Here is a 24,102-nt window from a genome sequence, read left to right as displayed (position 1 = left end):
CGCCCCTTCGTGTGCGCGGCTCGGGACGCGACGGGCTGCCGGGCGCCTCGCTCAGGGCGCGACGGGCTGCCGGGGCAGTCGGGGCAGCAGTCTGCGCAGCGCGTCCGCGTGCTGGTGGACCCGGCGGACCACCGCCCTGCGGGTGGCCGCGAAGACGGGGACGTCCCGGGACGGGCCGCACTCGGCCGCCGCGTACAGGTCGTCCAGCCAGGCGCCGGTCCCTCTGGTGCCGTCCGGCGCCACCGGTATCAGCCTGGTCAGCACCTCGGACTCGGCGCCGCCCAGGAACCAGACGCGGACCGTCAGGTCCGCGCGCCGGTAGCGCAACCCCCCGTCGATGTCCTCCGCAGGACAGAAGCCCTCGCCGTCCACCAGGAACGCGAAAGCCGTACGCGCTTCGGCCCGGAACTCCTCGGGCAACAGCGGCCGTTTCCCCATTCGGGGATGCTTGCACGCGGCGATGTGCCCCCGCCAGCAGAACGGGCGAGGGCACATCTTTTCGGCTTTTCGGCTTCGTCAGCCGACGGCGACGGTGAAGACGTGGAGATCGGTGTCGTCCGGGAGCCGGACCGACGCGACGGCCTTGCCGGCCGGGGCCGTGAACGGCTGAGTGGCGAAGACGTAGGTCGCCACCGGATCCCGGTCCGCGCCCGCCACATTGCGGTAGGCGGTCCTGGCCACGACCGTGTTGCCGTACTGGACGGTGCCCCCGCCGCCGCCGACCGTCCAGTCGGTGAAGGACAGGTCGACGGTGTCGGTGCCTCCGTCGGTGTAGGTGACGGTCGCCCTGGTCCGCTGGTTGCCGTTGACGGCGCTGCCGATGAAGGACAACGTCCCTGCGGGCCGGTCGAGTTCGATGGTCTGTCCGGCCGCCGAGACGTTGTCCGGGCGGGTGCTCGGCGAGTCGGGCCAGGTGAAGGCGAGTCCGTTCACCGTGCCCGGCGCGCCCGGGCTGAGACCGGCGGCGGCGAGGGCCTGGCGCGAGTAGCTCCAGCCGCCGCCGTCGTAGTCCGCCTCGTCGTGGTCGCCGACGTCGTCGGAGACACCGGTGTTGTTGTACGCGGCGAGGAGGGTGCCGGGGGCGGCGACCGTCAGCGCCACCGGCTGCCGATAGGAGGTGTCGCCCGAGGTCACGGTGACCCGCACGTCGTAGAAGCCCTGGTGCGCGTTGGCGTCGGCGGTGAGCGTGATGCCCTGGGAGCCGTCGCTCACCGTGCCCTCGGCGGGGGTCGCCGTGACCCCTGCGGGCGTCTCGACCCGGTAGCGCACCTGCGGCCCGGTGCCGCCGTTCAGCGCGAGCGCCCGGATGCTCAACTCGGCGCTGCCGCCGGGCGCGAGCGTCGCCGTGGTGGGTCCGACCCCGATCTGGTACGGCTGTTCGCCGGTCCGGAAGGACGGCGGGGCGTCGGCCGGGTCCGCGCCCCAGGTGCGGTCGGGAGTAGAGGAGAGCGTGTAGTCCAGGCGGCCGCCGTCGCGCACCAGCGAGGCGGGCAGCCAGGTCCGTTCGGTGCTGCGGCCGTCGACCTTCAGGGATCTGATGTACGGCGCGTCCGCCGCCGCGCCCTTCGCCCGGATCGAGATGTCGCCGCCGTGCGGCCTGTTGATCTCGATGCGTTCGAACAGCGGTGAGGCGAGGACGAGTTCGGCCCGGGACGGGACCTGGGGGTACATGCCGAGGGCGGAGAAGACGTACCAGGACGACATGGCGCCGAGGTCGTCGTTGCCGGGGATGCCGCCGGGCTGGGTCGACCACAGCCGGGTCATCGCCGCGCGGACGGTCTCCTGGGCCTTGTAGGGGGCGCCCGCGTAGTCGTACAGGTAGGGGACGTTGATCGACGGCTCGTTGTCCAGCTCGGACTTCTCGCCGCCGCTGCCGGTGAACGCCCAGCCGCCGTCGGCGTCGTGGAAGAAGGTGTCGAGCCGGGCGAGGGCCTTGTCGCGGCCGCCCATCGCGGCGAACAGCCCGGCCGGGTCGTGCTGGACCATCCAGGTGTACTGGGCCGCCGTGCCCTCGACGAAGCCGTTGCCGGTGGCCGGGGTGAACCCGGTGACCCAGCTGCCGTCGGCCTTGCGGTTGGCGATGTAGCCGCCGGAGGGGTCGGCGGCGAGGTTGAAGCTGTTCTGCCACCACTGGGCGCGGCGGGCGAAGTCGGCCGCGGTGTCCTTCTGCCCCGCGGCCGTGGCGAGCCGGGAGAGCGCGTAGTCGGCGCCGGACATCTCCAGGGTCTCGGCCGCGCCGCCCCAGGCGTTGGAGACGGACGGCATGTAGTGCAGGTCCAGGTACTTGTCGAGGGAGGGGCGCTGTCCGGCCGACAGCACCGGCTTGCCGGCGGCCGACAGGTCCTGCTCGGTCGGGACCGTGGCCGCCTTCACCAGCGAGGCCAGCGCGCCGCGCAGATCGAAGTCCGTGCCGCCGAAGGCCCGGATGCCGGCCAGCGCGATGGGCGACGGGTCGCCGTTCATGACGTGGGTGCCGCTCGCGCCGTGCAGCCAGCGGTCCCAGACTCCCCCGTTCTGCCGGGCGAGTTCGTACAGCGACTGCGCGATGTCCGAGCCGGTGCGCGGATCGAGCAGGGTGAGCAGCTGGACCTGGGAGCGGTAGACGTCCCAGCCGGAGAAGGTGCCGTACTGCGCCCGGTGGCCGCCGCCGACCCGGTGCACCTTGTCGTCGGAGCCCCGGTAGCGGCGGTCGGCGTCGCTGATCACGTTCGGATGCAGCAGCGCGTGGTAGAGCGCGGTGTAGAAGGTGGTGCGTTCCGCGTCCGTGCCGCCGCCGACCCGGATCGCGGACAGCCTCTGGCGCCAGGCCCGTTCGGCCGCCCCGCGCACCGCGTCGAAGGAGCGGCCCGGCGGGTTCTCGGCTCTGAGGTTGGCCTCGGCGCCCGCGCGGCTGACGTAGGAGATGCCGACCTTGACGTTCACCGGGCCGGTGCCGGGCGCGAACTCGACATAGCCGCCCGCCCCCTTGCCCGCGACGGGCCGCCCGCCCGCCGAGAAGCCGCCGGTGCCGCCGCTCGCGGCGGTGGATCCCGGGCTGAGCCGGTCGTCCTGCCAGGTGCCGGTGGCCTTGAACGGACGGTCGAAGCGAGCGGTGAAGTACAGGGTGTAGTAGGCCCGTCGGCCCTCCGGGTCGAGGTAGCCGCAGAAGTTCCCCGAGGTCACCGAGCCGGAGACGGTACGGGCCGCGGGGTCGATCTCGACCGCCGAATCGGCGGACCCCACCTCGGAGTTGGCGGTGCGCACCAGCAGCGAGGCGGGCTTGTCGGCGGGGTAGGTGAAGCGGGCCGAGCCGGTACGGGCGGTCGCGGTGAGGTCGGCCGTGACGCCGGAGGCGAGGCCCACCCGGTAGTGGCCGGGCTCGGCCGTCTCGTCGGCGTGGCCGAAGTCGGCCGCGTACACCGCGTCCTTGGTGTCGCTCGCCGGGGACGAGGTGACCTCGCCCGCGTACGGGAAGAACGGGATGTCGCCGCTGCCGCCCGCGCAGCCGGTGCCCGACATGTGGGTGAGGCTGAAACCGCGGATGCGGGTGGCGTCGTACTGGTAGCCGCCGGGCGCCGCGGTGCGCGTGGCGTCGCCCCGCGTGTTCTCGGGGCTGAAGGAGAACATGCCGAACGGCGTGACCGCGCCGGGGAAGACGTCGCCTCCGTTCTTCGTGCCGATGAGGGGATCGACGTACGGGGTCGGGTCGTCGACCAGGACGGTCGGTGGCGCGGTGGTCGCGGCGGTCGCCGCGAGGGCGGGGGTGCTGCCGCCGGCCGCGAGCGCGGCGGCCAGTAACAGCGACAGTGACACGGGACGGAAACGCATGACGCGGCCCCTCCTCCTCCGGACGGGTCGCGCACCACGGGTCGCACAAGCCGCAGGGACAGTAGCGTGCGCCGGTCGTACCACGGAAGAGCGCGTCCGGCCGCGCGGGCTCACCCCGCGCTCACCCGGGCGGAGCACGGCCTGTCCGCCCGGCAGGCGCGGGCCGGGCTCGCCGGAATGATGTGGCCGGCTCACCCGGAATGATGTTCCCGACTCTTGACATCGTTGTCTGCTGTGACGGTAGAGTCATACGCAGATCAGAAGACAACGTTGTCGCACCACGGATTACCCAAGCCATGTTCCGCCCGGTCGCACCGACCCCCCTACGGGACCGACCGGCCCGCGGACCCGGAGGGCACCGGCTCGGCCCCACGGGTCCGCTCAGAGCGGCGGCTCAGCCCACCTGACAGGGCAGAGCCGCCGCGCTGTCCCCGCCGGAGCCGGAGACGACGTATCCGAACGTCGTGCTCTGCCCCGGACTCAGCGAGCCGTTCCAGTCGGCGTTGTGCACCATCACGTCCTGCCCGCTGTAGGTGGCGTTGCCGTTCCAGAGGCTGGCCACCGACTGGCCGCTCGGCAGCGTCCAGTCGACCATCCAGCCCAGCATCGGGACGTTCCCCGAGTTGGTGACGGTCACCTCGGACTGGTAGCCGCCGTTCCAGCTGTTGGTGGTGCGGCGGGTGGCGGTGCAGGTGCCCGGGACCGGGTCGGTCGGGTTGCCCGGGTCGTGGATGCCGGTCACCTCGCCGTTGCCGCCGTCGAAGACGACGTCGGAGCAGGAGTAGAAGGTCTCCGCGCTGTCCGAGCGCTGCCAGACCATGTAGACGATGTGCCGTCCCGACTTGCCGGCGGGGAGCTTCCCGGTCCAGGAGTAGTTGGCCTCGACCGTGCCGGGGGTGCCGTTGAGCGGCGGGTGGTCGACGGTGAGGAACGGCTGGTCCTCCATGTCGTTCCAGGTGAGGGTCCTGGTCGGGTCGAAGCCGTCCTTGGTGATGTAGACGTAGAACCAACCGGGGTGCGCGGCCCAGGCGTTGTACGAGAAGTCGACGGTCGCGCCCGAGGTGAGGTGGGTCAACGGCCAGTCGTTGCGCGGCAGGTCGAAGCCCGTGAAGTTGGGATTGCCGCCGCTGCACAGCGAGCCGTCGGGCACGAAGCCGCGGGTGCGGCCGGCGCCGTCCGAGCGCAGCACGGAGAACCAGTTGTAGAACGGGGTGGTGCCACTGACCTGCTGAGCGGCCTTGCAGGCCGGGTTGACCGGCTTGATCTCACCGGTGTCGGTGAGCCCGTCCTGCCAGCACAGGAAGGTGCGGCTGCCGGGCTTCATCGGGGTGCCGTGGGCTTCCGCCCGGCCACCGGCCGTGAGGATCAGGCCGAGCGCCGGGACGGTGGTGAGCAGGGCCAGGAGGACGAGGAACAGGGCGCCGCGGGAGGTCGGGCGCGGTAATCGCCGCAGCTGCCGTGGGGGCGCGGCCGACGGCTCGGCAGTCGATGTCATAGGCATGTCAGACGACATGGTGGAGGGACGTCCCTTCGCTCGACGGTCGTGAGGAACGTGCGTACGTGATGAAGGTGCGGACACGCGGGTGACAGGGGGCGGGAGCGCTTCCGGGCGGGTTCCGGTCCACCGTATGGGAGCGCTCCCACCCCACTGCTGCGGAAGGTAGCGCCGGACGCCGGAGTTGTAAACGGGCGGCGCCGGGATTGTCAGTGGTCCGCCGTACTGTGCACGCATGAACGAGGTCTTCGACATGCACCAAGGGCTGACCGGAGCTCTGCGCGACCGGAACCTGGCCTGGGACTTCCTGAAGGAGTTCGCCGCCTACTGGGGGCGACCCCTCCGGCCCGGCGACGGGTACGCGGCGGAGGAACTGGCGGCGGCGGAACAGCGGCTGGGGACAGCGCTGCCCACGGCACTGCGGGAGGCGTATCTGCTGTTCGGGCGACGGACCGACCTGACGAGCAATCACGACACGCTGCTCGGCCCCGACGCCCTGTACGTGCAAGACAGGGCGCTGGTGTACCGGGCGGAGAACCAGGGAGCCGCCGTCTGGGGAGTGCTCCTGACGGACCTGGGGCAGGACGACCCCGCGACCGTGATGCGGCCGGACCTCGCCGACAAGTCGCAGGAGCGCTGGGAGCCGTGGGAGCCGAGTCTCTCCTCGGCGTGTGTCTCGATGGTCATGTCCGAGCTGCTGCAACTGGACGACGGGCTCACCGACCACGCCGAACTGGACGCCGGGGATCTCGGCCAGGTGGACCTGCTCCGGGAACTGCCTCGCGTGGGACGGGAACTGCGCTGGCTCAGCGGTCCCGATGTCCTGCTGCGCGAGGTCGACGACTGGTTCCTCGACGTCCGGGCCCGCACGGAGGAGGCACTGGACGCGGTGCGCGAGGCGATACCGGTGGACTGGCTGAACGGCTGACGCGGTCGGCAGGCGGACGGACCGGCTCTCAAGGCGCCGCGGTCACCGCTCCGTCCGTACCACCTGGCCGGCGGGCCGGTCGGCCCGGCGGGCACCGTCCGGTCGTACGACGTCCTCGGTGTCGCCGTCCCCGATGCCCCGTGGGCCGCTCTTCGCGGCAGCGGTCACGGCGTCGGCCACGATCGGCAGTTCGACGGTGAACTCCGTGCGGCCCGGCTCGCTGTGTACGTCGATGCGGCCCCCGTGCGCGGTCGTGATCGCCGAGGCGACGGCGAGGCCGAGACCGGAGCCGCCCGCCGTGCCGGCCGCCCGGCTCCGGGAGGCGTCGCCCCGGGTGAACCGCTCGAAGACCGAGGGGAGCAGATCGGAGGGGATGCCGGGCCCGTCGTCGCGGACGCGCACGACGCAACTCGCGTCCCGGGCGCCCGTGGTGGTCTCGACGGTGACGACGACCGTCGTGCCCGCCGGGGTGTGCGTCCGCACGTTGGCCAGCAGATTGGCCACGACCCGGTGCAGCCGCGCCTCGTCGCCGACCACCACGGCCGGTGCGCCGAGACGCAGGTCCAGCTGCCAGTCGTGGCCGTCGCCCGCGGCCCGCGCGTCCCACACGGCCTCGGCGACCAGCGCGGCGAGGTCCACCTCGGCGGACTGGAGCGGACGGCCCTCGTCGAGCCGGGCGAGCAGCAGCAGGTCCTCGACCAGGCCCGTCATCCGGGCCGACTCGACGGAGACCCGGCGCCAGGCCAGCGGCGGCTCGCCCCGGTCGGTAGCGCGGTTCATCAGCTCCGCGTATCCGGCGATGGAGGCGAGCGGGGTGCGCAGTTCATGGCTGGCGTCGGCGAGGAAGCGGCGCATCCGCTCCTCGCTGTGGCGCATCCGCTCCTCGCTGCGCCGGCGTTCGGCGCGCGAGGACTCCACGTGGTCGATCATGCGGTTGAGGGCGGCTCCGACCTGCCCGGTCTCGCTGCCCGGGTCGGTGTCCCGCTCCGGCACCCGGGTGAGGGTGGTGTCCTCACCCCGGCCCAGCGGGGCGAGGGAGACGGCGACGGCGGTGGCGGCTACCCGGCCGAGGGGGCGCAGCTGGCGTCGTACGACCACGGCGCAGACGCAGCCCGCGGCAGTGAGGCCGGCCGCGGCGACGCCGCTCTCCACCCTCACCAGACGGCCGATCAGGTCCTGGACGTCGTCCATCGGCAGTCCGGCGAGGACCCGGACGCCGTCCGCCTCCAGTGCGGTGACCCGGTAGGCGCCGAGGCCGGGCACGCTGCGGGTGTGCGGCGAGCCGTCGGCCGCGAGGTGTGCCAGGGCCGCGCTCTGGGCGGCGGTGAGGTTCCGTGGCGGCGCGTCCTCGTCCACCAGCGCGGCGGCCAGTACGCGGCCGTGGGCGTCGAGACGGGCGGCGAGCATCCCGGCCGGGTGCCCGCGCTCGCCGAGGAAGGTCAGGTCCCGGTCGAGCTCCGGATGGAGCGCGGCCCCGCCCAGGCTGTGTTCGGCGGCGTCGGTGACCCGGTCGTCCAAGTTGCCCAGCAGATAGGCGCGTTGGACCAGGACGGTGGTGAGCGCCATCGCGGCGCACACGGCGGCGAGGGTGGCGCCGATGGAGAGGAGCAGCCGCGCGCGGAGGGAACGGCGGCCCGACGGCCTGCCGGGCGAGCGGCCGGACGAACGGCCTGGCGAACGGCTCGGCGGGCTGCCCGGTCCCATGCCGGGCAGGTCGAACGGGGGCTCGTCGTCGACGGCCCGCACAGGGACACGGCCGCTTCGGAGCCCAGAGGTGCCAGTCATGTACCGATCCTGTCCCGGTCCGCTGGGGGAACCCTGTGTTCACCCTGAGGACCGGCGATGACCTGGCCGGACGGGGACGGCCGGACGGAGACCACCGCCGGACCACGGAGAAGGGGACGGAGACGGCCGGACACGGCGAAGGGCCGCATCCCCGGTGCGGGGATGCGGCCCTTCGCCGTTCGGCGGGTGCCTACTTGCGGATCAGGTTGCGCAGCACGTACTGCATGATGCCGCCGTTGCGGTAGTAGTCCGCCTCACCGGGGGTGTCGATGCGGACGACCGCGTCGAACTCCACACCGGTGTCGGTGCTGACCTTGACCGTGCGCGGCGTGGTGCCGTTGTTCAGCTCCTCGACGCCGGTGAAGGAGAAGGTCTCCTCGCCGGTCAGGCCGAGGGACTCGGCGTTCTGGCCCTCCGGGAACTGGAGCGGCAGGACGCCCATGCCGATGAGGTTCGAGCGGTGGATGCGCTCGTACGACTCGGCGACGACGGCCTTGACGCCGAGCAGCGCGGTGCCCTTGGCGGCCCAGTCGCGGGACGAGCCGGAGCCGTACTCCTTGCCGGCCAGGATGGCCAGCGGGGTGCCCTGCTCGATGTAGTTGCGGGAGGCGTCGTAGATGAACGACACCGGCGCGTCGGCCTGGGTGAAGTCGCGGGTGTAGCCGCCCTCGGTGCCCGGCGCGATCTGGTTGCGCAGGCGGATGTTGGCGAACGTACCGCGGATCATGACCTCGTGGTTGCCTCGGCGGGAGCCGTAGGAGTTGAAGTCACGACGCTCCACACCGTGCTCGGTGAGGTACTGGCCGGCCGGGGTGTCGGCCTTGATGGCACCGGCCGGGGAGATGTGGTCGGTGGTGACCGAGTCGCCGAGCTTGGCGAGGACGCGGGCGCCGGTGATGTCGGAGACCGGGGTGGTCTCCATCGTCATGCCCTCGAAGTACGGGGGCTTGCGCACGTAGGTCGACTCGGTGTCCCACTCGAAGGTGTTGCCGGTCGGGATCGGCAGCGCCTGCCACTGGGCGTCGCCCGCGAAGACGTCCTGGTAGGACTTGTTGAACATGTCCTCGCCGATGGCGTTGGCCACGACGTCGTTGACCTCGGCCTCGGAGGGCCAGATGTCCTTGAGGAAGACCGGGTTGCCGTCCTGGTCGGTGCCCAGGGCGTCCTTGGTGATGTCCACCTTCATGGAACCCGCGAGGGCGTACGCGACGACCAGCGGCGGGGACGCCAGGTAGTTCATCTTGACGTCGGGGTTGATACGGCCCTCGAAGTTCCGGTTGCCGGAGAGGACCGAGGTGACCGCGAGGTCGTGCTCGTTGACGGCCTTGGAGACCTCCTCCGGCAGCGGGCCGGAGTTGCCGATGCAGGTGGTGCAGCCGTAGCCGACCAGGTTGAAGCCGACCTTGTCGAGGTAGGGGGTCAGGCCCGCCTTGTCGAAGTAGTCGGTGACGACCTTGGAGCCCGGGGCGAGGGTGGTCTTGACCCACGGCTTGCGGGTCAGGCCCTTCTCCACGGCCTTCTTCGCGACGAGCGCGGCGGCGACCATGACGTACGGGTTCGAGGTGTTGGTGCAGGAGGTGATGGCCGCGACCGTCACCGCACCGTGGTCGATCGTGTAGGTCGTGCCGTCGGGGGCGGTGACCTGGACCGGGTTGGACGGGACGCCGTTGGAGGAGGCCGGGGCGTCGGAGGCCGGGAAGGACTCCTTGCCCGCCTCGTCGTCGGTGTCCACGTAGTTGCGGACGTCCGTCTTGAACTGCTCGGCGGCGTTGGCGAGGACGATACGGTCCTGCGGGCGCTTCGGGCCGGCGATCGACGGGACGACCGTCGACAGGTCCAGCTCCAGCTTCTCGGAGAAGTCGGGCTCGGCCTTCGGGTCCAGCCAGAGGCCCTGCTCCTTGGCGTACGCCTCGACGAGCGCGACCTGCTGCTCGGAGCGGCCGGTGAGCTTGAGGTAGTTCAGGGTCTCGTCGTCGATCGGGAAGATCGCGGCGGTGGAGCCGAACTCCGGCGACATGTTGCCGATGGTGGCGCGGTTGGCCAGCGACGTGGCGGCCACGCCCTCGCCGTAGAACTCGACGAACTTGCCGACGACACCGTGCTTGCGCAGCATCTCGGTGATGGTCAGCACGAGGTCGGTGGCGGTGGTGCCGGTGGGCAGCTCGCCGGTCAGCTTGAAGCCGACGACACGCGGGATGAGCATGGAGACCGGCTGGCCGAGCATCGCGGCCTCGGCCTCGATGCCGCCGACGCCCCAGCCGAGCACGCCGAGGCCGTTGACCATGGTGGTGTGCGAGTCGGTGCCGACGAGGGTGTCGGGGTACGCCTGGCCGTTGCGGACCATGACGGTACGGGCCAGGTGCTCGATGTTCACCTGGTGGACGATGCCGGTGCCCGGCGGGACGACCTTGAAGTCGTCGAAGGCGGTCTGGCCCCAGCGCAGGAACTGGTAGCGCTCCTTGTTGCGGCCGTACTCCAGCTCGACGTTCTGGCCGAAGGCCTCCTTCGTGCCGAACTTGTCGGCGATGACGGAGTGGTCGATGACCAGCTCGGCCGGGGAGAGCGGGTTGACCTTGGCCGGGTCGCCGCCCAGCTCCTTGACGGCCTCACGCATGGTGGCGAGGTCCACGACGCAGGGCACGCCGGTGAAGTCCTGCATGATCACGCGGGCCGGCGTGAACTGGATCTCCTGCGACGGCTGCGCCTGGGAGTCCCAGGTGCCGAGCGCGCGGATGTGGTCGGCGGTGATGTTCGCGCCGTCCTCGGTGCGGAGCAGGTTCTCCAGCAGCACCTTCAGGCTGTACGGAAGGCGAGCCGAGCCTTCCACCTTGTCCAGCCGGAAGATCTCGTACGACTCGTCGCCCACCTGCAGCGTGCTGCGGGCGTCGAAGCTGTTCGCCGACACGACAGTCTCCTTCATTGATGTGCGCGTACCACCGTCGATCCTGCCGCCACACCAACTTGGCCGATCAGCTAAGGTGAGGCTAAGTTAGGTAACCCTTACTAGTGGGCGGCAGCGGGGCGCCTCGGCAGATATCTCGATGTCGAGATAACTCTAGTACATGGGGGCTGGATGGTCATGCCCGGCCCGGCTCCGCCATGCCGATATTCGGCCCCGCCCCGCGGCAACTCCACGGAAGTACGGCCATCAGTGGACCGAGTCGGGGCAGGCGCAGTACCGAAGGACGCCGACCACCCGGGGCGGAGGCCCCGACACCCCTCACGGCGCGGGCCGCACCGCACCCATCGACAGCGCCGGACGTCGTAGGGCATGAATGGATTTATCCGGCCACCCGGATGGCGGCACACCGCTACCGCCAGGCACCGATGACGGCGCATCACCCGAATGGCCCCCCTCGAAACGTGCCATCTCATATCTGAGATAGCCTCAGTCGCATGGCAGACGACTACCTCGTACGTATCGGCAAGCTCATCCGTGACGCCCGGCAACACCGTGGCTGGACACAGGCACAGCTCGCCGAGGCGCTCGGTACCAGCCAGAGCGCCGTCAATCGCATCGAACGCGGCAACCAGAACATCAGCCTTGAGATGATTGCCCGGATCGGCGAAGCCCTGGACAGCGAAATCGTCTCGCTGGGCTACGCGGGCCCGATGCATCTGCGGGTGGTCGGCGGCCGCCGACTGTCCGGTGCCATCGACGTCAAGACGAGCAAGAACGCGTGTGTGGCGCTGCTGTGCGCCACACTGCTCAACAGGGGCCGCACGGTGCTGCGCCGGGTCGCCCGCATCGAGGAGGTCTACCGCCTGTTGGAGGTGCTCGGCTCGATCGGGGTGCGCACCCGCTGGATCAACGGCGGCGTCGACCTGGAGATCGTGCCGCCGGCCCGGCTGGAGATGGCGTCGATCGACGCCGAGGCCGCCGTCCGCACCCGCTCGATCATCATGTTCCTCGGTCCGCTGCTGCACGTCATGGACCGCTTCAAGCTGCCCTACGCCGGCGGCTGCGACCTCGGCACCCGGACCATCGAGCCGCACATGATCGCGCTGCGCCGGTTCGGCCTGGACATCGCGGCGACCGAGGGCCAGTACCACGCGCAGGTCGACCGCACGGTCCGCCCCGACCGGCCGATCGTGCTGACCGAGCGCGGCGACACCGTGACCGAGAACGCGCTGCTGGCCGCGGCCCGGCACGACGGCGTCACGGTCATCCGCAACGCCTCCTCCAACTACATGGTCCAGGACCTGTGCTTCTTCCTGGAGGCGCTGGGCGTCAAGGTCGAGGGCATCGGCACCACCACGCTCACCGTGCACGGTGTGCCGGACATCGACGTCGACGTCGACTACTCCCCCTCCGAGGACCCGGTCGAGGCGATGAGCCTGCTGGCCGCCGCGGTGGTGACGGAGTCGGAGCTGACCGTGCGCCGCGTCCCCATCGAGTTCCTGGAGATCGAGCTGGCGGTCCTGGAGGAGATGGGCCTCGACCACGACCGCACGCCGGAGTACTTCGCGGACAACGGCCGTACCCGCCTGGTGGACCTGACGGTCCGGCCCTCCAAGCTGGAGGCGCCGATCGACAAGATCCACCCGATGCCGTTCCCCGGCCTGAACATCGACAACGTGCCGTTCTTCGCGGCCATCGCGGCCGTCGCGCAGGGCCAGACCCTGATCCACGACTGGGTCTACGACAACCGCGCCATCTACCTGACCGACCTGAACCGGCTGGGCGGCCGCCTCCAGCTCCTCGACCCGCACCGGGTCCTGGTCGAGGGCCCGACCCGCTGGCGCGCCGCCGAGATGATGTGCCCGCCCGCGCTGCGGCCCGCGGTGGTCGTCCTGCTGGCCATGATGGCGGCCGACGGCACGTCCGTGCTGCGCAACGTGTACGTCATCAACCGCGGCTACGAGGACCTCGCGGAGCGCCTGAACTCCATCGGGGCGCAGATCGAGATCTTCCGGGACATCTGAGGTCCCTCCGGCCGAGCGCCGCCGCACCCGTCCCGACCGGTGTGATCACCGGTCGGGACACGCGGCGGCGGTCACGCCCCCAAGGCTCCCGACACGAACCTCACGAAGGACGACCAGTCCTCGCGGCCCACGGCGAAGGGTGGGCGGTCCAGATCCTTGGAATCCCGTACGTGAACAGCCTGTTCGGCGATCGCGATCTCCACGCAGCTGTCGCCCTCGCTACCGCTGTAGCTCGACTTGAACCAGGCGAGTTCCGTCGCACCGCTGCTCATAGCTCTCCTCGTAGCTGCTCCAGCAGGTCCCGCGATTCCTTCGGGCTCAAGGCCTGCGAGCGCAGTGTTTCATAGCGATGGCAGAGCACACTCACCTCTTTCGGGTCGGAGATCAACCGCCCGTTCTTCTGCCCCTCGGAGTAGCCGAGCCGCTGTCCCGCAGGGGTCTCCAAGACCTGCAACGGCCCATCCAGACACGCATGCAACCCCGCTTCCACCGGCACCACTTGAAGCGTCACATTGCGCGGTGCGCTCCGCTCCAGCACGTGGTCCACCAGCCCACGCATGGCCTCCGCGTCCCCGAACCGCCGCCGGAACACATGCTCCTCGACGATGAAGCTGAACGGCACGGTCGGCCGTTCGCGCATCATCGTCTGCCGCTCCATCCGGGCGGCCAACTGCGCCTCCAGTTCCGCGTCCGTCCGCGGCGGGATCGTGCCCTCGAACACCGCCTTGGCGTACGCCTCCGACTGCAACAACCCCGGCACCAGCCGGCACTCGTACGTGCACAGGCTCATCGCCTCCCGTTCCAGCCGCGCCCAGCGCCGGAACCACGCCGCGAGTCCCGCCTCCCCTCGGCTGAGATGGCGGGCGGCCCTCCGCAGCGCGCCCGTGTTGCCCAGGGCCTCCTCCGCACGCTCGACGAACGCCTCGTCCGGCATCCGGCGACCCAACTCCACCGACTCCACCGTGTGCTTGGAGTACTGGACGACGGCCGCGAGGTCTCCCCGGCTGAGGCCGGCGTGCTCGCGTAACGCCTGGACGACCGCGCCGAACGTACGCAGACTGTCCGACGGATGGGGCTCCCGCTCTCCTTCCCCCACCGAAACCGCGCGAGCGCCGAGGCCCGTGCCCGCCTCCGTCTCGACGATGTCCATCCGCCGCCCCTCTCTCCGGCCCACGGGCCCGCACACATACGGCACTCAGCGTGACGGCGGAATGCACGTACTGTCCACTCTGTGCGCCCGTACGCTCACTCACCGTACGGGGCGCGACGCTCGCCGCCGCCCGCACCGGAGCGCCACTCTGGCGCCATGAACCAATCCCCTCCCCAACTCGCGCCCCCACCGGTCGCCTTCACTCAGCTGCTGTCGTCGACGCGGCGCGGGGCCAGGCTCGCCCGGCTGCTCGGTGTCACCGAACTGCGCTCGTGGGGTGCTCCGGAGGCTCTCACGGAGCGTGCCGAAGTCGTGGTCGCGGAGCTTGCCGCCAACGCCGTGCTCCACGGTCGTGTGCCGGGCCGCTGCTTCCGGCTGACGCTGCTCTTCGACGCGTCGGCCGGCCGACTGCGCGTGGAGGTCAGCGACGCCCAGGGAAGTCTCCGACCGCGGACCGCGACAGGCGCCACCGACTCCGATGCGCTGTGTCCGGGCGGGCGCGGCCTGGCGCTCGTCACCGCCCTCGCCGACCACTGGGACTGCGTCCCCTACCCGCCCAGCGGCAAGACCGTCCGCGCGGTGCTCTCGACGCGCCCCGATCAGTGCCGGACCCGCATGCGTGGGGGTTCGTACACGGGTCCGGCGGGGCGCGGTGGCATGTCCGGGGCTTCCGCGTACTCAGACGGACTGCCGTTCCCGGCCCACTTCGCGCATGCGCCCGAAGGAATAGACGCAGCCGGCCAGGGCGAGGTCGGAGAGGAGCATGAAGCCGATGGCGTAGGAGTTCTTGGCGCTGTAGACGGCGCCCATGACCAGGGGCGGGACGAAGCCGCCGAGCCCGCCCATCGCGCCGACGATTCCGGTGACGCTGCCGACCTTCGGCGGCGGGGTGACCCGCGCGACCATGGCGAACACGCTGCCGCTGGTGGTGCCGAGACCGGCCGCCATCACGAGGAGCAAGACCGTTCCGCCCGGGACGAGCTGGGGCTCGAAGGCCTGGCATACCGCCAGGGCCCCCACGAGGCCGAGCGCCCAGGCAGTGACGACGGCCGGGTGGATGCGGTCGGACAGCCAGCCGCCGATCGGGCGGAAGATCACGGTGATGAGCGCGAATCCGGCCGCCCGGGTACCGGCGTCGGTGGGCGACAGGCCGTACCAGGTCTTGAGGTACGTGGGCAGGTAGACGCCGAACGCGACGATGCCGCCGAACCCGATCGCGTACAGGGCCGCGAGCTCCCAGGTGACCCGCAGGCGCCCGGCGTCGCCCAGTCGCTTGCCCAGCGAGGTGGTGGGGACGACACGGTCGGGACGGTCGGCGAGGAGGAAGAACTCCACGACGGCCATGACGGCCAGGGCGATGGCCAGCACCACGAACGGCAGGCTCTCGCCGTGCTTGTAGATACGGGGGGTGAAGTAGCCGGAGAGGGCGACGCCGCCCATGCCCGCGCCGAACACGCCGACGGCGAAGCCGCGACGGGCGGGCGGGAACCAGGAGTTGACGAGGGGGACGCCGATCGCGAAGGTCGTGCCGCCCAGGCCGAGGAAGAAGCCGACGACGAGGAGGCCCGCGTAGGAGTCCTTCACGACGATCAGCAGCAGGACGGGCACGATGGTCAGCGCGCTGACGAGCGGGAACATGATCTTCGCGCCGAGGCGGTCGGTGAGCGCGCCGACGGGCACCCGTCCGAGCGAGCCCACCAGTACGGGGACGGCGACCATCAGCGACTTCTCGAAGGAGCTCAGCGAGAGCTTGTCGCCCAGGGTCGTCGCGAGCGGCGAGATGAGGTTCCACGCCCAGAAGGAGATGGCGAACCCGATCGTGGCGACGACCAGGTTGCGGTAGGCGGCGCCGGGCACCGCGGGGCTCTCGGTGGTCTGAGGGGTCCGGGTGGTCCGGGCGGTCACTGCACACGCTCCCATCCGGGCCGCTCGGAACGGGTGCCGAGCTGACCGCGTTCACGGCTGCGATAGACGATGTAGGGGCGGAAGAGGTAGGGCACGGGGGCGCTGAACATGTGGATCAGCCGGGTGTAGGGGACGAGGGCGATGAGCACGCACCCCACGACGATGTGGATCTGGTAGGTGACCGGCACGCCGTCCATCCGCGCGTAGTCCGGGTGCAGGGTGAAGACACTGCGCAGCCACGGGGAGATGGTGGTGCGGTAGTCGTAGCCGTGGCCTCCCGCGTGCGTGAGCTTGGCGATCATGCCGAGCAGGATCGCGGCGAGCAGCACGACGTACATGAGCTTGTCGTTGCGGGTGGTGGCGAGGAAGACCGGCCCGGTGGTGCGGCGGCGGTAGATCAGCAGCGCGATGCCGGCGACGGTGGCGAGGCCCGCGAGCGTGCCCGTGTAGAGGGAGAGGTAGTGGTACGCGGCCTCGCTCACCCCGAGCGCGCTGGTCCATGAGTCCGGGACGAACAGTCCGACGAGGTGGCCGGCGAGGACGAAGAGGATGCCGTAGTGGAACACCGGGGAGGCGATCCGCAGCAGCCGGGACTCGTAGAGCTGCGAGGAACGGGTCGTCCAGCCGAACTTGTCGTAGCGGTAGCGCCAGATGATCCCGCCGACGAGCAGGACGATCGTGACGTACGGCATGGCTGTCCACAGGAGACTGTCGGCGAGGCTCATCGGGAGACGACCTCCAGCAGCGGGGTGCCGAACGGGGCGAGCCCCACGTCCTCGCGCGGCGGCCCGTTGCGGGCCATGGCCTGGGCGGCGGCGCGGTCGCGGGGGGAGGCGCCGGGCAGGGTGGCGACGAGGGCCCGCAGGACGTCGGCCCAGGGGGACTCGGCGTCGGTGAGGGCGAAGCGCAGCAGTTCGAGCGCCGGGCGGTGCTCGCGCAGCAGGGTGTCGGTGCCGGTGAGGGCGCAGAACTCGCAGACGGCCGGGAGGAAGTCGGGGAGTTCGCCGGTGTCCGCGTACTCCCAGCCGTGCTCCCGGTAGATCTCCTTGAAGCGCACCAGGGACCGGCCGCGGCGGCGGGTGTCGCCGTCGGTCCACCAGGTGAGGTACAGACAGCGGCGGCCCGAGAAGTCGAAGGTCCGGACGTAGTCCTGCCGGAGCCGGTCGGGGTCCGTGCTGCCCGCGTGGTCGAGGAACGCGCACAACTCCCGTCTGCCCGGACCGGGTTGCTCGTCCAGGGCGGCACGCAGGACGCCCAGCCCGGCGTGGAACTCGCCGTCGGGGTAGACCAGGCAGCGGGCGGCCGCCGCGTGGACGACGGCGTGCGGGGTGGTCATCTCTCCTCCTGGTCGTGCTTCTCGTTCTCGTCGTTCTCGGGTGAGGGCGGGGCGGCGCCGGGGCTGCCGGGTTCTTCCGGCTTTCCGGGGAACAGGCCGGCGGGGTGGCCCCGGCCGTCCCAGTTGAGGAGGTTGACGCGACTGCGGGCGGGGTCGGCGGGTGCGTCGGCGGTCTGGCGGTCGCGCAGGACGTGGAAGTTCTCCACGGACATCGGCGGCGCCCCGCCGGACCCTTCGCCGTAGGGGCCGGAGCCGCCCATGCCGGGGCCGCCCGCGTAGTCGAGGCTGCACTCGTCGGGCAGCACGGACTCCTCCAGCCGTCGGGCGTCGCCGACGGCGGCGGTGGGGATCACGTACCGCTCGTCGTACTTGGCGAGGGCCAGCAGCCGGTACATCGCGTACATCTCCTCCCCGGACATGCCGACCGAGAGGGCGATCTCCTCGTCGACCGGGGCCGGTCCCGAGGAATCGCCGGCCAGCAGCCCGGGGCGCATCGCGCCGCGCATGGCGGCGAGCTTCTCCAGCGAGGCCCGTACGGGACCGGTGTCGCCCGCGGTGAACAGTTCGGCGAGGTACTCCAGGGGGATGCGCAGGGTGTCGATCGCGCCGAAGAGGTTGCCGGCGTCCTCGCCGTCGAAACCGGTCTCGGTGAGGGCCTCGACGACCGGGGAGAGCGGCGGGATGTACCAGACCATCGGCATCGTGCGGTACTCCGGATGGAGCGGCAGCGCCACCTTGTACTTGCTGATGAGCGCGTGCACGGGTGAGCGGCGGGCCGCGTCGATCCAGTCCTGGGCGATGCCGGCGCGTTCGGCCTCCCGGCGTACGGCGGGGTCCTCGGGGTCCAGGAACACGCCGAGCTGGGCCTCGTACAGGTCCGTGTCGTCGGGGGCGGAGGCCGCTTCCAGGACCTTGTCGGCGTCGTAGAGCATGACGCCGAGGTAGCGCAGCCGTCCGACGCAGGTCTCGGAGCAGACGGTGGGCAGGCCGACTTCGAGGCGCGGGTAGCACAGCGTGCACTTCTCGGCCTTGCCGGTGCGGTGGTTGAAGTAGACCTTCTTGTACGGGCAGCCGGTCACGCACATGCGCCAGCCCCGGCACTGGTCCTGGTCGACCAGCACGATGCCGTCCTCCTCGCGCTTGTACATCGCGCCGGACGGGCAGGAGGCCACGCAGGACGGGTTCAGGCAGTGTTCGCAGATCCGCGGCAGATAGAACATGAAGGTCTGCTCGAAGGCGAACCTGACCTTCTCCGACGCCTGTTCACGGACCTTCGCCACCATCGGGTCGAGCGCGCCGTGCTCACTGACGCCACCGAGGTTGTCGTCCCAGTTGGCGCTCCACTCGATCTCGAAGGGCTTGCCGCTGAGGAGCGAGCGCGGCGCGGCGACGGGGATGTCGTCGCCGAGGGGTGCGTCGGTGAGATTGGCGTACTCGTACGTCCACGGCTCGTAGTAGTCGCTGATGGTGGGCAGTTTGGGGTTGGAGAAGATGTGGGCGAGCTTGGAGAACCTGCCGCCGCCCTTCAGCTTCAGCCGGCCGCTCCGGTTGAGCTCCCAGCCGCCCTTCCAGGTCTCCTGGTCCTCGTAGCGGCGCGGGTAGCCCTGTCCGGGGCGGGTCTCGACGTTGTTGAACCACACGTACTCGACACCGCCGCGGTTGGTCCACGCCTGTTTGCAGGTGACGGAGCAGGTGTGGCAGCCGATGCACTTGTCGAGGTTCATGACCATCGCGATCTGTGCCATGACGCGCATGTCAGTACTCCACCGGTTCGGTGCGGCGCCGGATGACCGTGATCTCGTCGCGCTGGTTGCCCGTCGGCCCCAGGTAGTTGAAGGCCCAGCTCAACTGGGCGTACCCGCCGATGAGATGGGTCGGTTTGAGCAGAAGCCGGGTGAGCGAGTTGTGTGTGCCGCCGCGCTTGCCCGTCGTCTGCGTCTTGGGGGTGGCGACCACGCGGTCCTGCGCGTGGTGCATGTACACCGTGCCCCGCGGCATGCGGTGGCTGACGACCGCGCGCGCCGCGACGACGCCGTTGCGGTTGACCGCCTCGATCCAGTCGTTGTCGCGCACGCCGATCGCCTCGGCGTCCTGCGGGGACATCCAGATGTTCTGGCCGCCGCGGGAGAGCGACAGCATGAGGAGGTTGTCCTGGTACTCGGAATGGATGGACCACTTGCTGTGCGGGGTGAGGTAGCGGACGGTCACCTCCGCCCGGCCGTCGCCGCCGGTGGAGACCCGGTCCCCGAAGAGCCGCCGCATGTCGAGCGGCGGCCGGTACACGGGCAGCGCCTCGCCGAGTTCGTGGATCCAGTCGTGGTCGAGGAAGAAGTGCTGGCGGCCGGTGAGGGTGTGCCAGGGCTTGGCGTGCTCGGTGTTGAGGGTGAAGGCGGTGTAGCGGCGCCCGCCCGACTCGCTGCCCGACCACTCCGGGGAGGTGATGACCGGCACGGGTGCCGCCTGGGTGTCGGCGTACGTGATCCGCTTGCCCTCGTGCTCGGCGGCGAGATGGGCCATCGGCTGCCCGGTGCGGCGCTCCAGGGTGTGGAAGCCCTGGGTGGCGAGGTGGCCGTTGGTGGTGCCGGACAGGGCGAGGATCGTGTTCGCCGCCTTGACGGCTGTGTCGAGGAGCGGACGTCCCACCGCCGGTCCGGCCAGCCGGATGCCGTGCCGGTCGGCGAGCAGCCGCACCTCCTGCGCCACGTCGAAGGCGATGCCCTTGACCGGCAGGCCGAGCTTCTCCGCCAGCGGTCCGAGGGTGGCCATCTTCTCGCCGATGGCACCGTAGTCCCGCTCCACGACGGTCAGTTGGGGCATGGTCTTCCCCGGTACGGGCTCGCACTCGCCCTTGCGCCAGTCCAGCGCGACACCCCCGGGCTGCGCCGTCTCGCCCGGGGTGTCGTGCTGGAGGGCGGTGGCGACGAGGTCGCGGCGCACCCCCAGGTGCTTCGCCGCCATCGTGGAGAAGGCCTGGGCGAGGGCGTGGAAGGTGGCGAAGTCGGTGCGGGCCTGCCAGGGCGGGTCGACGGCCGGGGTGAAGGAGTGCACGTAGGGGTGCATGTCCGTGCTGGACAGGTCGTGCTTCTCGTACCAGGTCGCGGCCGGCAGGACGATGTCCGACATGAGGGTGGAGGACGTCATGCGGAAGTCCAGCGACAGCAGCAGGTCGAGTTTCCCCTCGGGTGCCTTCTCGTGCCAGCGCACATCGCGCGGCCGCTCCCCGGGCGCGGCCTCCTGGGCGCCGAGCGAGGAGGTGGTGCCGAGCAGGTGCTTCTGGAAGTACTCGGCGCCCTTTGCGGAGGAGCCGAGAAGGTTCGCCCGCCACAGGGTCACGATCCGGGGCCAGTTGGCGGGCGCGTCGGGGTCCTCTCCGGCGAACCCCAGCTTTCCCTCGCCCAGTTGCCGTACCGCGTACGCAGCCGGGTCCTCGTCGCCCGCCTCGTCGCACAGGTCGAGCGGGTTGCGGTCGAACGTCGGATAGGAGGGCATCCATCCCGAACGGGTCGCCTGGGCCAGGCAGTCGGCGGCCGTCATCCCGGCGAAGGCCCCACTGCCGAGCGGGGAGGCGAGCGTGTCGGCACGGTAGTGGTCGTAACGCCACTGGTCGGTGTTCAGGAACCAGTAGGCGGTGCCGATCGCCTGGCGCGGCGGGCGCGACCAGTCGGACGCGGCGGCGAGGGTGGCCCAGCCGGTCACCGGGCGGCACTTCTCCTGACCGACGTAGTGCGCCCACCCGCCGCCGTTGCGGCCCTGGCAGCCGGTGAGCTGGAGCAGGGCGAGGAAGGCCCGGTAGATCGTCTCGGAGTGGAACCAGTGGTTCGTGCCGGCGCCCATGAGGATCATGCAGCGGCCCCGGGAGCGCTCAGCGGTGTCCGCGAACTCCCGCGCGGTACGGACGGCCGCCGCGGCCGGGACGGAGGTGTGGACCTCCTGCCAGGCGGGCGTGCAGGGGACGGAGGCGTCGTCGTACCCCGTCGGCCAGGTGCCGGGCAGTCCGGGGCGGCCGACGCCGTACTGGGCGAGCAGCAGGTCGTAGACGGTCGTCACCAGGTGATCGCCGACGCGGACGGCGGGGACACCGGCGGTACGGACCGCCCCGCTGCCCTGGCCGTGCGGTCCGCCGTCGGTGTCGAAGCGGGGCAGCAGCACCTCGGTCGGGACGGCTTCGTCGTGTGCGTGCAGGGAGAGCCGGGGCTCCAGGTCACCCAGTTCGAGATTCCAGCGGCCCTCGCCCGACTCGGTCCAGCGGAAGCCGAGCGACCCGCCGGGGACCTCCGGGAGGCCGGTCCGGTCGTCGAGGACGACCGTCTTCCACTCCGCGCCCTCCTCGCTGTCGCCGAGGTCGGAGGCGCGCAGGAACTTGTCCGGGACGTGCCCGCCGTCGCGCTCCCGCAGGGTGACGAGGAACGGCAGGTCGGTGAAGCGCCGGACGTAGTCGGTGAAGAACGGCACCTGCCGGTCGACGAAGAACTCCTTGAGCACGACGTGGCCCATCGCGAGGGCCAGCGCTCCGTCGGTGCCGGGGTGGGGGTGCAGCCACTCGTCGGCGAACTTCGTGTTGTCGGCGTAGTCCGGAGAGACCACGACGACCTTCTGGCCGCGGTAGCGCGCCTCGGCCATCCAGTGCGCGTCCGGGGTACGCGTGACGGGCACGTTGGTGCCCCACATCATCAGGTACGCCGCGTCCCACCAGTCCCCCGACTCGGGTACGTCCGTCTGGTCGCCGAAGACCTGCGGGGAGGCGACCGGCAGATCGGCGTACCAGTCGTAGAACGACAGCATGGGGGCGCCGATGAGCGAGTGGAACCGGGCCCCGGCGGCGTGCGAGACCATCGACATCGCGGGGATCGGCGAGAAGCCCGCGATGCGGTCGGGCCCGTACGTCTTGATGGTGTGGACGTGCGCGGCGGCGGCCAGCTCCACCGCCTCGTCCCAGCTCGCCCGTACCAGACCGCCCTTGCCGCGTGCCCGCTGGTAGCGGCGGCGGCGCTCGGGGTCGGCCTGGATGTCGGCCCACGCGGTGACGGGGTCGCCGGTGCGCGCCTTCGCCTCCCGGTACATCTCCAGCAGCACGCCGCGGACGTACGGGTAGCGCACCCGGGTCGGCGAGTACGTGTACCAGGAGAAGGCCGCCCCGCGCGGGCAGCCGCGCGGCTCGTACTCCGGGCGGTCCGGGCCGACGCTCGGGTAGTCGGTCTCCTGGGTCTCCCAGGTGATGATGCCGTCCTTGACGTACACCTTCCACCGGCAGGAACCGGTGCAGTTGACCCCGTGCGTGGAGCGCACGACCTTGTCGTGGCTCCACCGGTCCCGGTAGAAGACGTCACCGCCGCGCCCGCCCTCCTTGGAGAGGATGCGCAGATCGGCGGAGGTCTCACCGCGCCGGAAGAACCGCCCGGTACGCAGCAGCAGGTCACTGGCCCTGCCGTCCATCCCGCCGTCGCCTGGGACCTTGGTCGCGGGCACGGATGCTCCTCTCGGCCGGCGTCACCCCAGCGCACCACCGACGGGCGGCGTCCGCACGCGTGCGGAGCCGAAAGGGTGATCACCGCGTCGGCCGGTCCTGCACGGTCCGGCACCCTGACGGCGGGACCGGCGGGCTTGTCGCGACACCGGCGGAACAGTCCCGACCGGTTCGCGTTCGTCCTCGGCACGCGAGGAGGGGAGGGCGCGGCGACCGGGCCGCTCCGCCGGAGGGGACGACGGGCGGCCCGATCGCCGGGCCGCACCCGTGACGAACGAGATGAAAGTCGGCCACACGCCGACCAGCAGGAGCAGGGCAGCACGACCCCGCCGCTGGACAGGGTGCACGTCATCCCGTGCGGCCCCGGGACGGGTCCGGCCTACGCCAGGTCAGACCGCCACGCCGTAAGCCTCGGTGAATGCCTGTACCGCGTAGTCCTCGGACGCGTAGCCGTAGCCTCGGTCACCCCAGTCGGTGCCCCAGCTGTTCCGGATGATGAAACGGCGCTCGGAGGTGTAGCCGACGATGGCGACCGCGTGGCCGCCGCGCGCGGTCTCCCGCTTGTACACGTCCAGCTTGCCGTGGGTGTCCGCCGCGTCGTCCCACGTCTGGTCGACGCCTAGCCGGACGAGGATCGGCCCGCCGCCCGAGGCCAGCCAGCGGCGCCATTCCTCCGCGCTCCGGCCCAGGTTGAAGTACGAGATCTTGAGCTGCGCCGCGCGGGCGTAGAAGCCACCAGGGGTTCCGGGGTACAGCCCCCCGTTGAACGGCAACTCGCTCTCGCGTACCGCGCCGAACCTGCGGGCGACGTCCAGGGCCGCCTTCAGGCTGGTGCCGTCCTCCTCGATGAAGGTGGTGGGCTGGCTGGTGAAGTCGTCGGTCTCCTTGGCGGCCATCCAGATGTAGCGGACGGAGAGGCGGTCGTCCTGAGGCAGCTTCCCTGCGTTGACAAAGCACCAGCGGAGCACCGAGTCCGCGGTCGCCCAGCCGACACAGGAGCCCGTTTGCATCTGATCTCCGATCGGCCACCAGGCCGCACGGAGGTCCACTTGGCTCGGAGCCGCCGCCGCGGTCGTCTCTTTCAGCCGGTCGCCCTCGAAAGCCGCATCGGGCGGCCAGTCCAGCTCGGTGTCGCGGGAGGGAACGCAGTTCAGGATTCGGCGGGCGGGTCCGCTGTTGTTGAGGTAGGCCACTGTGATCCTTTCGCTCCGCCGCCGCGTGACGGAGGCGGCGGCTCTATGCAGAGCGTTGCCGAGGCCTGCCTCATCGGCTACTCGGGTGCGCCGCCGGAAGTACGGCGAAAACG

At 71.0% G+C, this 24,102-nt stretch carries 15 protein-coding genes and 1 pseudogene; 3 read left to right on the top strand and 13 right to left on the bottom strand.

What is annotated here, in order from left to right:
- Positions 1-51 precede the first annotated feature (51 nt).
- The 3 genes from FNH09_RS09010 to FNH09_RS09000 all read right to left on the bottom strand — a co-directional run bounded on the left by FNH09_RS09010 (position 52) and on the right by FNH09_RS09000 (position 5,302).
- The gene (locus tag FNH09_RS09010; RefSeq protein WP_152886230.1) at positions 52-438 is read right to left on the bottom strand and encodes a hypothetical protein; all 387 of its coding nucleotides are present in this window, start codon (positions 436-438) and stop codon (positions 52-54) included.
- A gap of 78 nt (positions 439-516) precedes the next feature.
- Positions 517-3,807 carry a GH92 family glycosyl hydrolase gene (locus tag FNH09_RS09005; RefSeq protein WP_152886229.1) on the bottom strand — a complete coding sequence of 1,097 codons (3,291 nt, stop codon included), beginning with the start codon at positions 3,805-3,807 and terminating at the stop codon, positions 517-519.
- 394 nt (positions 3,808-4,201) lie between these two features.
- Positions 4,202-5,302 (bottom strand): lytic polysaccharide monooxygenase auxiliary activity family 9 protein, encoded by a 1,101-nt coding sequence (locus FNH09_RS09000; protein ID WP_238426560.1) that lies wholly within the window; start codon positions 5,300-5,302, stop codon positions 4,202-4,204.
- A gap of 235 nt (positions 5,303-5,537) precedes the next feature.
- Here FNH09_RS09000 and FNH09_RS08995 point away from each other — a divergent pair, with 235 nt between their 5' ends.
- On the top strand, positions 5,538-6,230 hold the full coding sequence (locus FNH09_RS08995; RefSeq protein ID WP_152886228.1) for an SMI1/KNR4 family protein: 693 nt from the start codon (positions 5,538-5,540) through the stop codon (positions 6,228-6,230).
- A 42-nt stretch (positions 6,231-6,272) separates the two neighbouring features.
- Here the strand turns inward: FNH09_RS08995 and FNH09_RS08990 are convergent, their stop codons facing one another.
- Positions 6,273-7,934: a sensor histidine kinase gene (locus FNH09_RS08990; RefSeq protein ID WP_152886243.1), complete on the bottom strand. Its 1,662-nt coding sequence runs from the start codon at positions 7,932-7,934 to the stop codon at positions 6,273-6,275.
- A gap of 271 nt (positions 7,935-8,205) precedes the next feature.
- Positions 8,206-10,920 carry an aconitate hydratase AcnA gene (gene acnA / locus FNH09_RS08985; protein WP_162468294.1) on the bottom strand — a complete coding sequence of 905 codons (2,715 nt, stop codon included), beginning with the start codon at positions 10,918-10,920 and terminating at the stop codon, positions 8,206-8,208.
- A 491-nt stretch (positions 10,921-11,411) separates the two neighbouring features.
- On the opposite strand from acnA, the gene FNH09_RS08980 reads away from it, so the two are divergent.
- On the top strand, positions 11,412-12,941 hold the full coding sequence (locus FNH09_RS08980) for a helix-turn-helix domain-containing protein (RefSeq protein ID WP_152886226.1): 1,530 nt from the start codon (positions 11,412-11,414) through the stop codon (positions 12,939-12,941).
- A 71-nt stretch (positions 12,942-13,012) separates the two neighbouring features.
- Here FNH09_RS08980 and FNH09_RS08975 read toward each other — a convergent pair whose 3' ends face one another.
- A complete protein-coding gene (locus FNH09_RS08975) occupies positions 13,013-13,213 on the bottom strand; it encodes a DUF397 domain-containing protein (protein ID WP_152886225.1) in 201 nt (66 codons plus the stop codon).
- Entirely contained in the window at positions 13,210-14,091 is an 882-nt protein-coding gene (locus tag FNH09_RS08970; protein WP_152886224.1) for a helix-turn-helix domain-containing protein, read from the bottom strand. Before FNH09_RS08970 ends, FNH09_RS08975 begins: the two co-directional genes overlap by 4 nt.
- Positions 14,092-14,247: 156 nt before the next feature.
- On the opposite strand from FNH09_RS08970, the pseudogene FNH09_RS08965 reads away from it, so the two are divergent.
- A pseudogene (locus FNH09_RS08965) lies at positions 14,248-14,658 on the top strand (ATP-binding protein); the annotation flags it as partial.
- Between the two features lie 111 nt (positions 14,659-14,769).
- Here the strand turns inward: FNH09_RS08965 and FNH09_RS08960 are convergent.
- The 6 genes from FNH09_RS08960 to FNH09_RS08935 form a co-directional block, all read right to left on the bottom strand.
- The gene (locus FNH09_RS08960) at positions 14,770-15,996 is read right to left on the bottom strand and encodes a nitrate/nitrite transporter (protein ID WP_338017515.1); all 1,227 of its coding nucleotides are present in this window, start codon (positions 15,994-15,996) and stop codon (positions 14,770-14,772) included.
- On the bottom strand, positions 15,993-16,721 hold the full coding sequence (narI, locus tag FNH09_RS08955) for a respiratory nitrate reductase subunit gamma (protein WP_152886222.1): 729 nt from the start codon (positions 16,719-16,721) through the stop codon (positions 15,993-15,995). The genes FNH09_RS08960 and narI overlap by 4 nt, the downstream gene beginning before the upstream one ends.
- Complete coding sequence (gene narJ / locus FNH09_RS08950) at positions 16,718-17,332, bottom strand: nitrate reductase molybdenum cofactor assembly chaperone (protein ID WP_152886221.1); 615 nt, start codon at positions 17,330-17,332, stop codon at positions 16,718-16,720. Before narJ ends, narI begins: the two co-directional genes overlap by 4 nt.
- The gene (narH, locus tag FNH09_RS08945) at positions 17,329-19,086 is read right to left on the bottom strand and encodes a nitrate reductase subunit beta (protein WP_152886220.1); all 1,758 of its coding nucleotides are present in this window, start codon (positions 19,084-19,086) and stop codon (positions 17,329-17,331) included. The genes narJ and narH overlap by 4 nt, the downstream gene beginning before the upstream one ends.
- 1 nt (position 19,087) lies before the next feature.
- Positions 19,088-22,765: a nitrate reductase subunit alpha gene (locus FNH09_RS08940; RefSeq protein ID WP_152886242.1), complete on the bottom strand. Its 3,678-nt coding sequence runs from the start codon at positions 22,763-22,765 to the stop codon at positions 19,088-19,090.
- 420 nt (positions 22,766-23,185) lie between these two features.
- The gene (locus tag FNH09_RS08935; protein ID WP_338017516.1) at positions 23,186-23,845 is read right to left on the bottom strand and encodes a C1 family peptidase; all 660 of its coding nucleotides are present in this window, start codon (positions 23,843-23,845) and stop codon (positions 23,186-23,188) included.
- Positions 23,846-24,102: the final 257 nt, after the last annotated feature.

The sequence above is a fragment of the Streptomyces adustus genome (genome assembly GCF_009377175.1).
In the GTDB taxonomy this organism is placed as follows: Bacteria; Actinomycetota; Actinomycetes; order Streptomycetales; family Streptomycetaceae; genus Streptomyces; species Streptomyces adustus.
The sequence above is the reverse complement of the archived record's forward strand: the minus strand, read 5'-3'. Positions and strand labels throughout refer to the sequence as shown.

Bases quoted from the DNA above. Each gene is read 5' to 3' on its own strand.
- narI (WP_152886222.1), bottom strand. From the start codon at position 16,721: ATGAGCCTCGCCGACAGTCTCCTGTGGACAGCCATGCCGTACGTCACG.
- FNH09_RS09005 (WP_152886229.1), bottom strand. From the start codon at position 3,807: ATGCGTTTCCGTCCCGTGTCACTGTCGCTGTTACTGGCCGCCGCGCTC.
- FNH09_RS08995 (WP_152886228.1), top strand. From the start codon at position 5,538: ATGAACGAGGTCTTCGACATGCACCAAGGGCTGACCGGAGCTCTGCGC.
- narH (WP_152886220.1), bottom strand. From the start codon at position 19,086: ATGCGCGTCATGGCACAGATCGCGATGGTCATGAACCTCGACAAGTGC.
- narJ (WP_152886221.1), bottom strand. From the start codon at position 17,332: ATGACCACCCCGCACGCCGTCGTCCACGCGGCGGCCGCCCGCTGCCTG.
- FNH09_RS08940 (WP_152886242.1), bottom strand. From the start codon at position 22,765: ATGGACGGCAGGGCCAGTGACCTGCTGCTGCGTACCGGGCGGTTCTTC.
- FNH09_RS09010 (WP_152886230.1), bottom strand. From the start codon at position 438: ATGGGGAAACGGCCGCTGTTGCCCGAGGAGTTCCGGGCCGAAGCGCGT.
- FNH09_RS08990 (WP_152886243.1), bottom strand. From the start codon at position 7,934: ATGGGACCGGGCAGCCCGCCGAGCCGTTCGCCAGGCCGTTCGTCCGGC.
- FNH09_RS09000 (WP_238426560.1), bottom strand. From the start codon at position 5,302: ATGACATCGACTGCCGAGCCGTCGGCCGCGCCCCCACGGCAGCTGCGG.
- FNH09_RS08970 (WP_152886224.1), bottom strand. From the start codon at position 14,091: ATGGACATCGTCGAGACGGAGGCGGGCACGGGCCTCGGCGCTCGCGCG.
- FNH09_RS08980 (WP_152886226.1), top strand. From the start codon at position 11,412: ATGGCAGACGACTACCTCGTACGTATCGGCAAGCTCATCCGTGACGCC.
- FNH09_RS08975 (WP_152886225.1), bottom strand. From the start codon at position 13,213: ATGAGCAGCGGTGCGACGGAACTCGCCTGGTTCAAGTCGAGCTACAGC.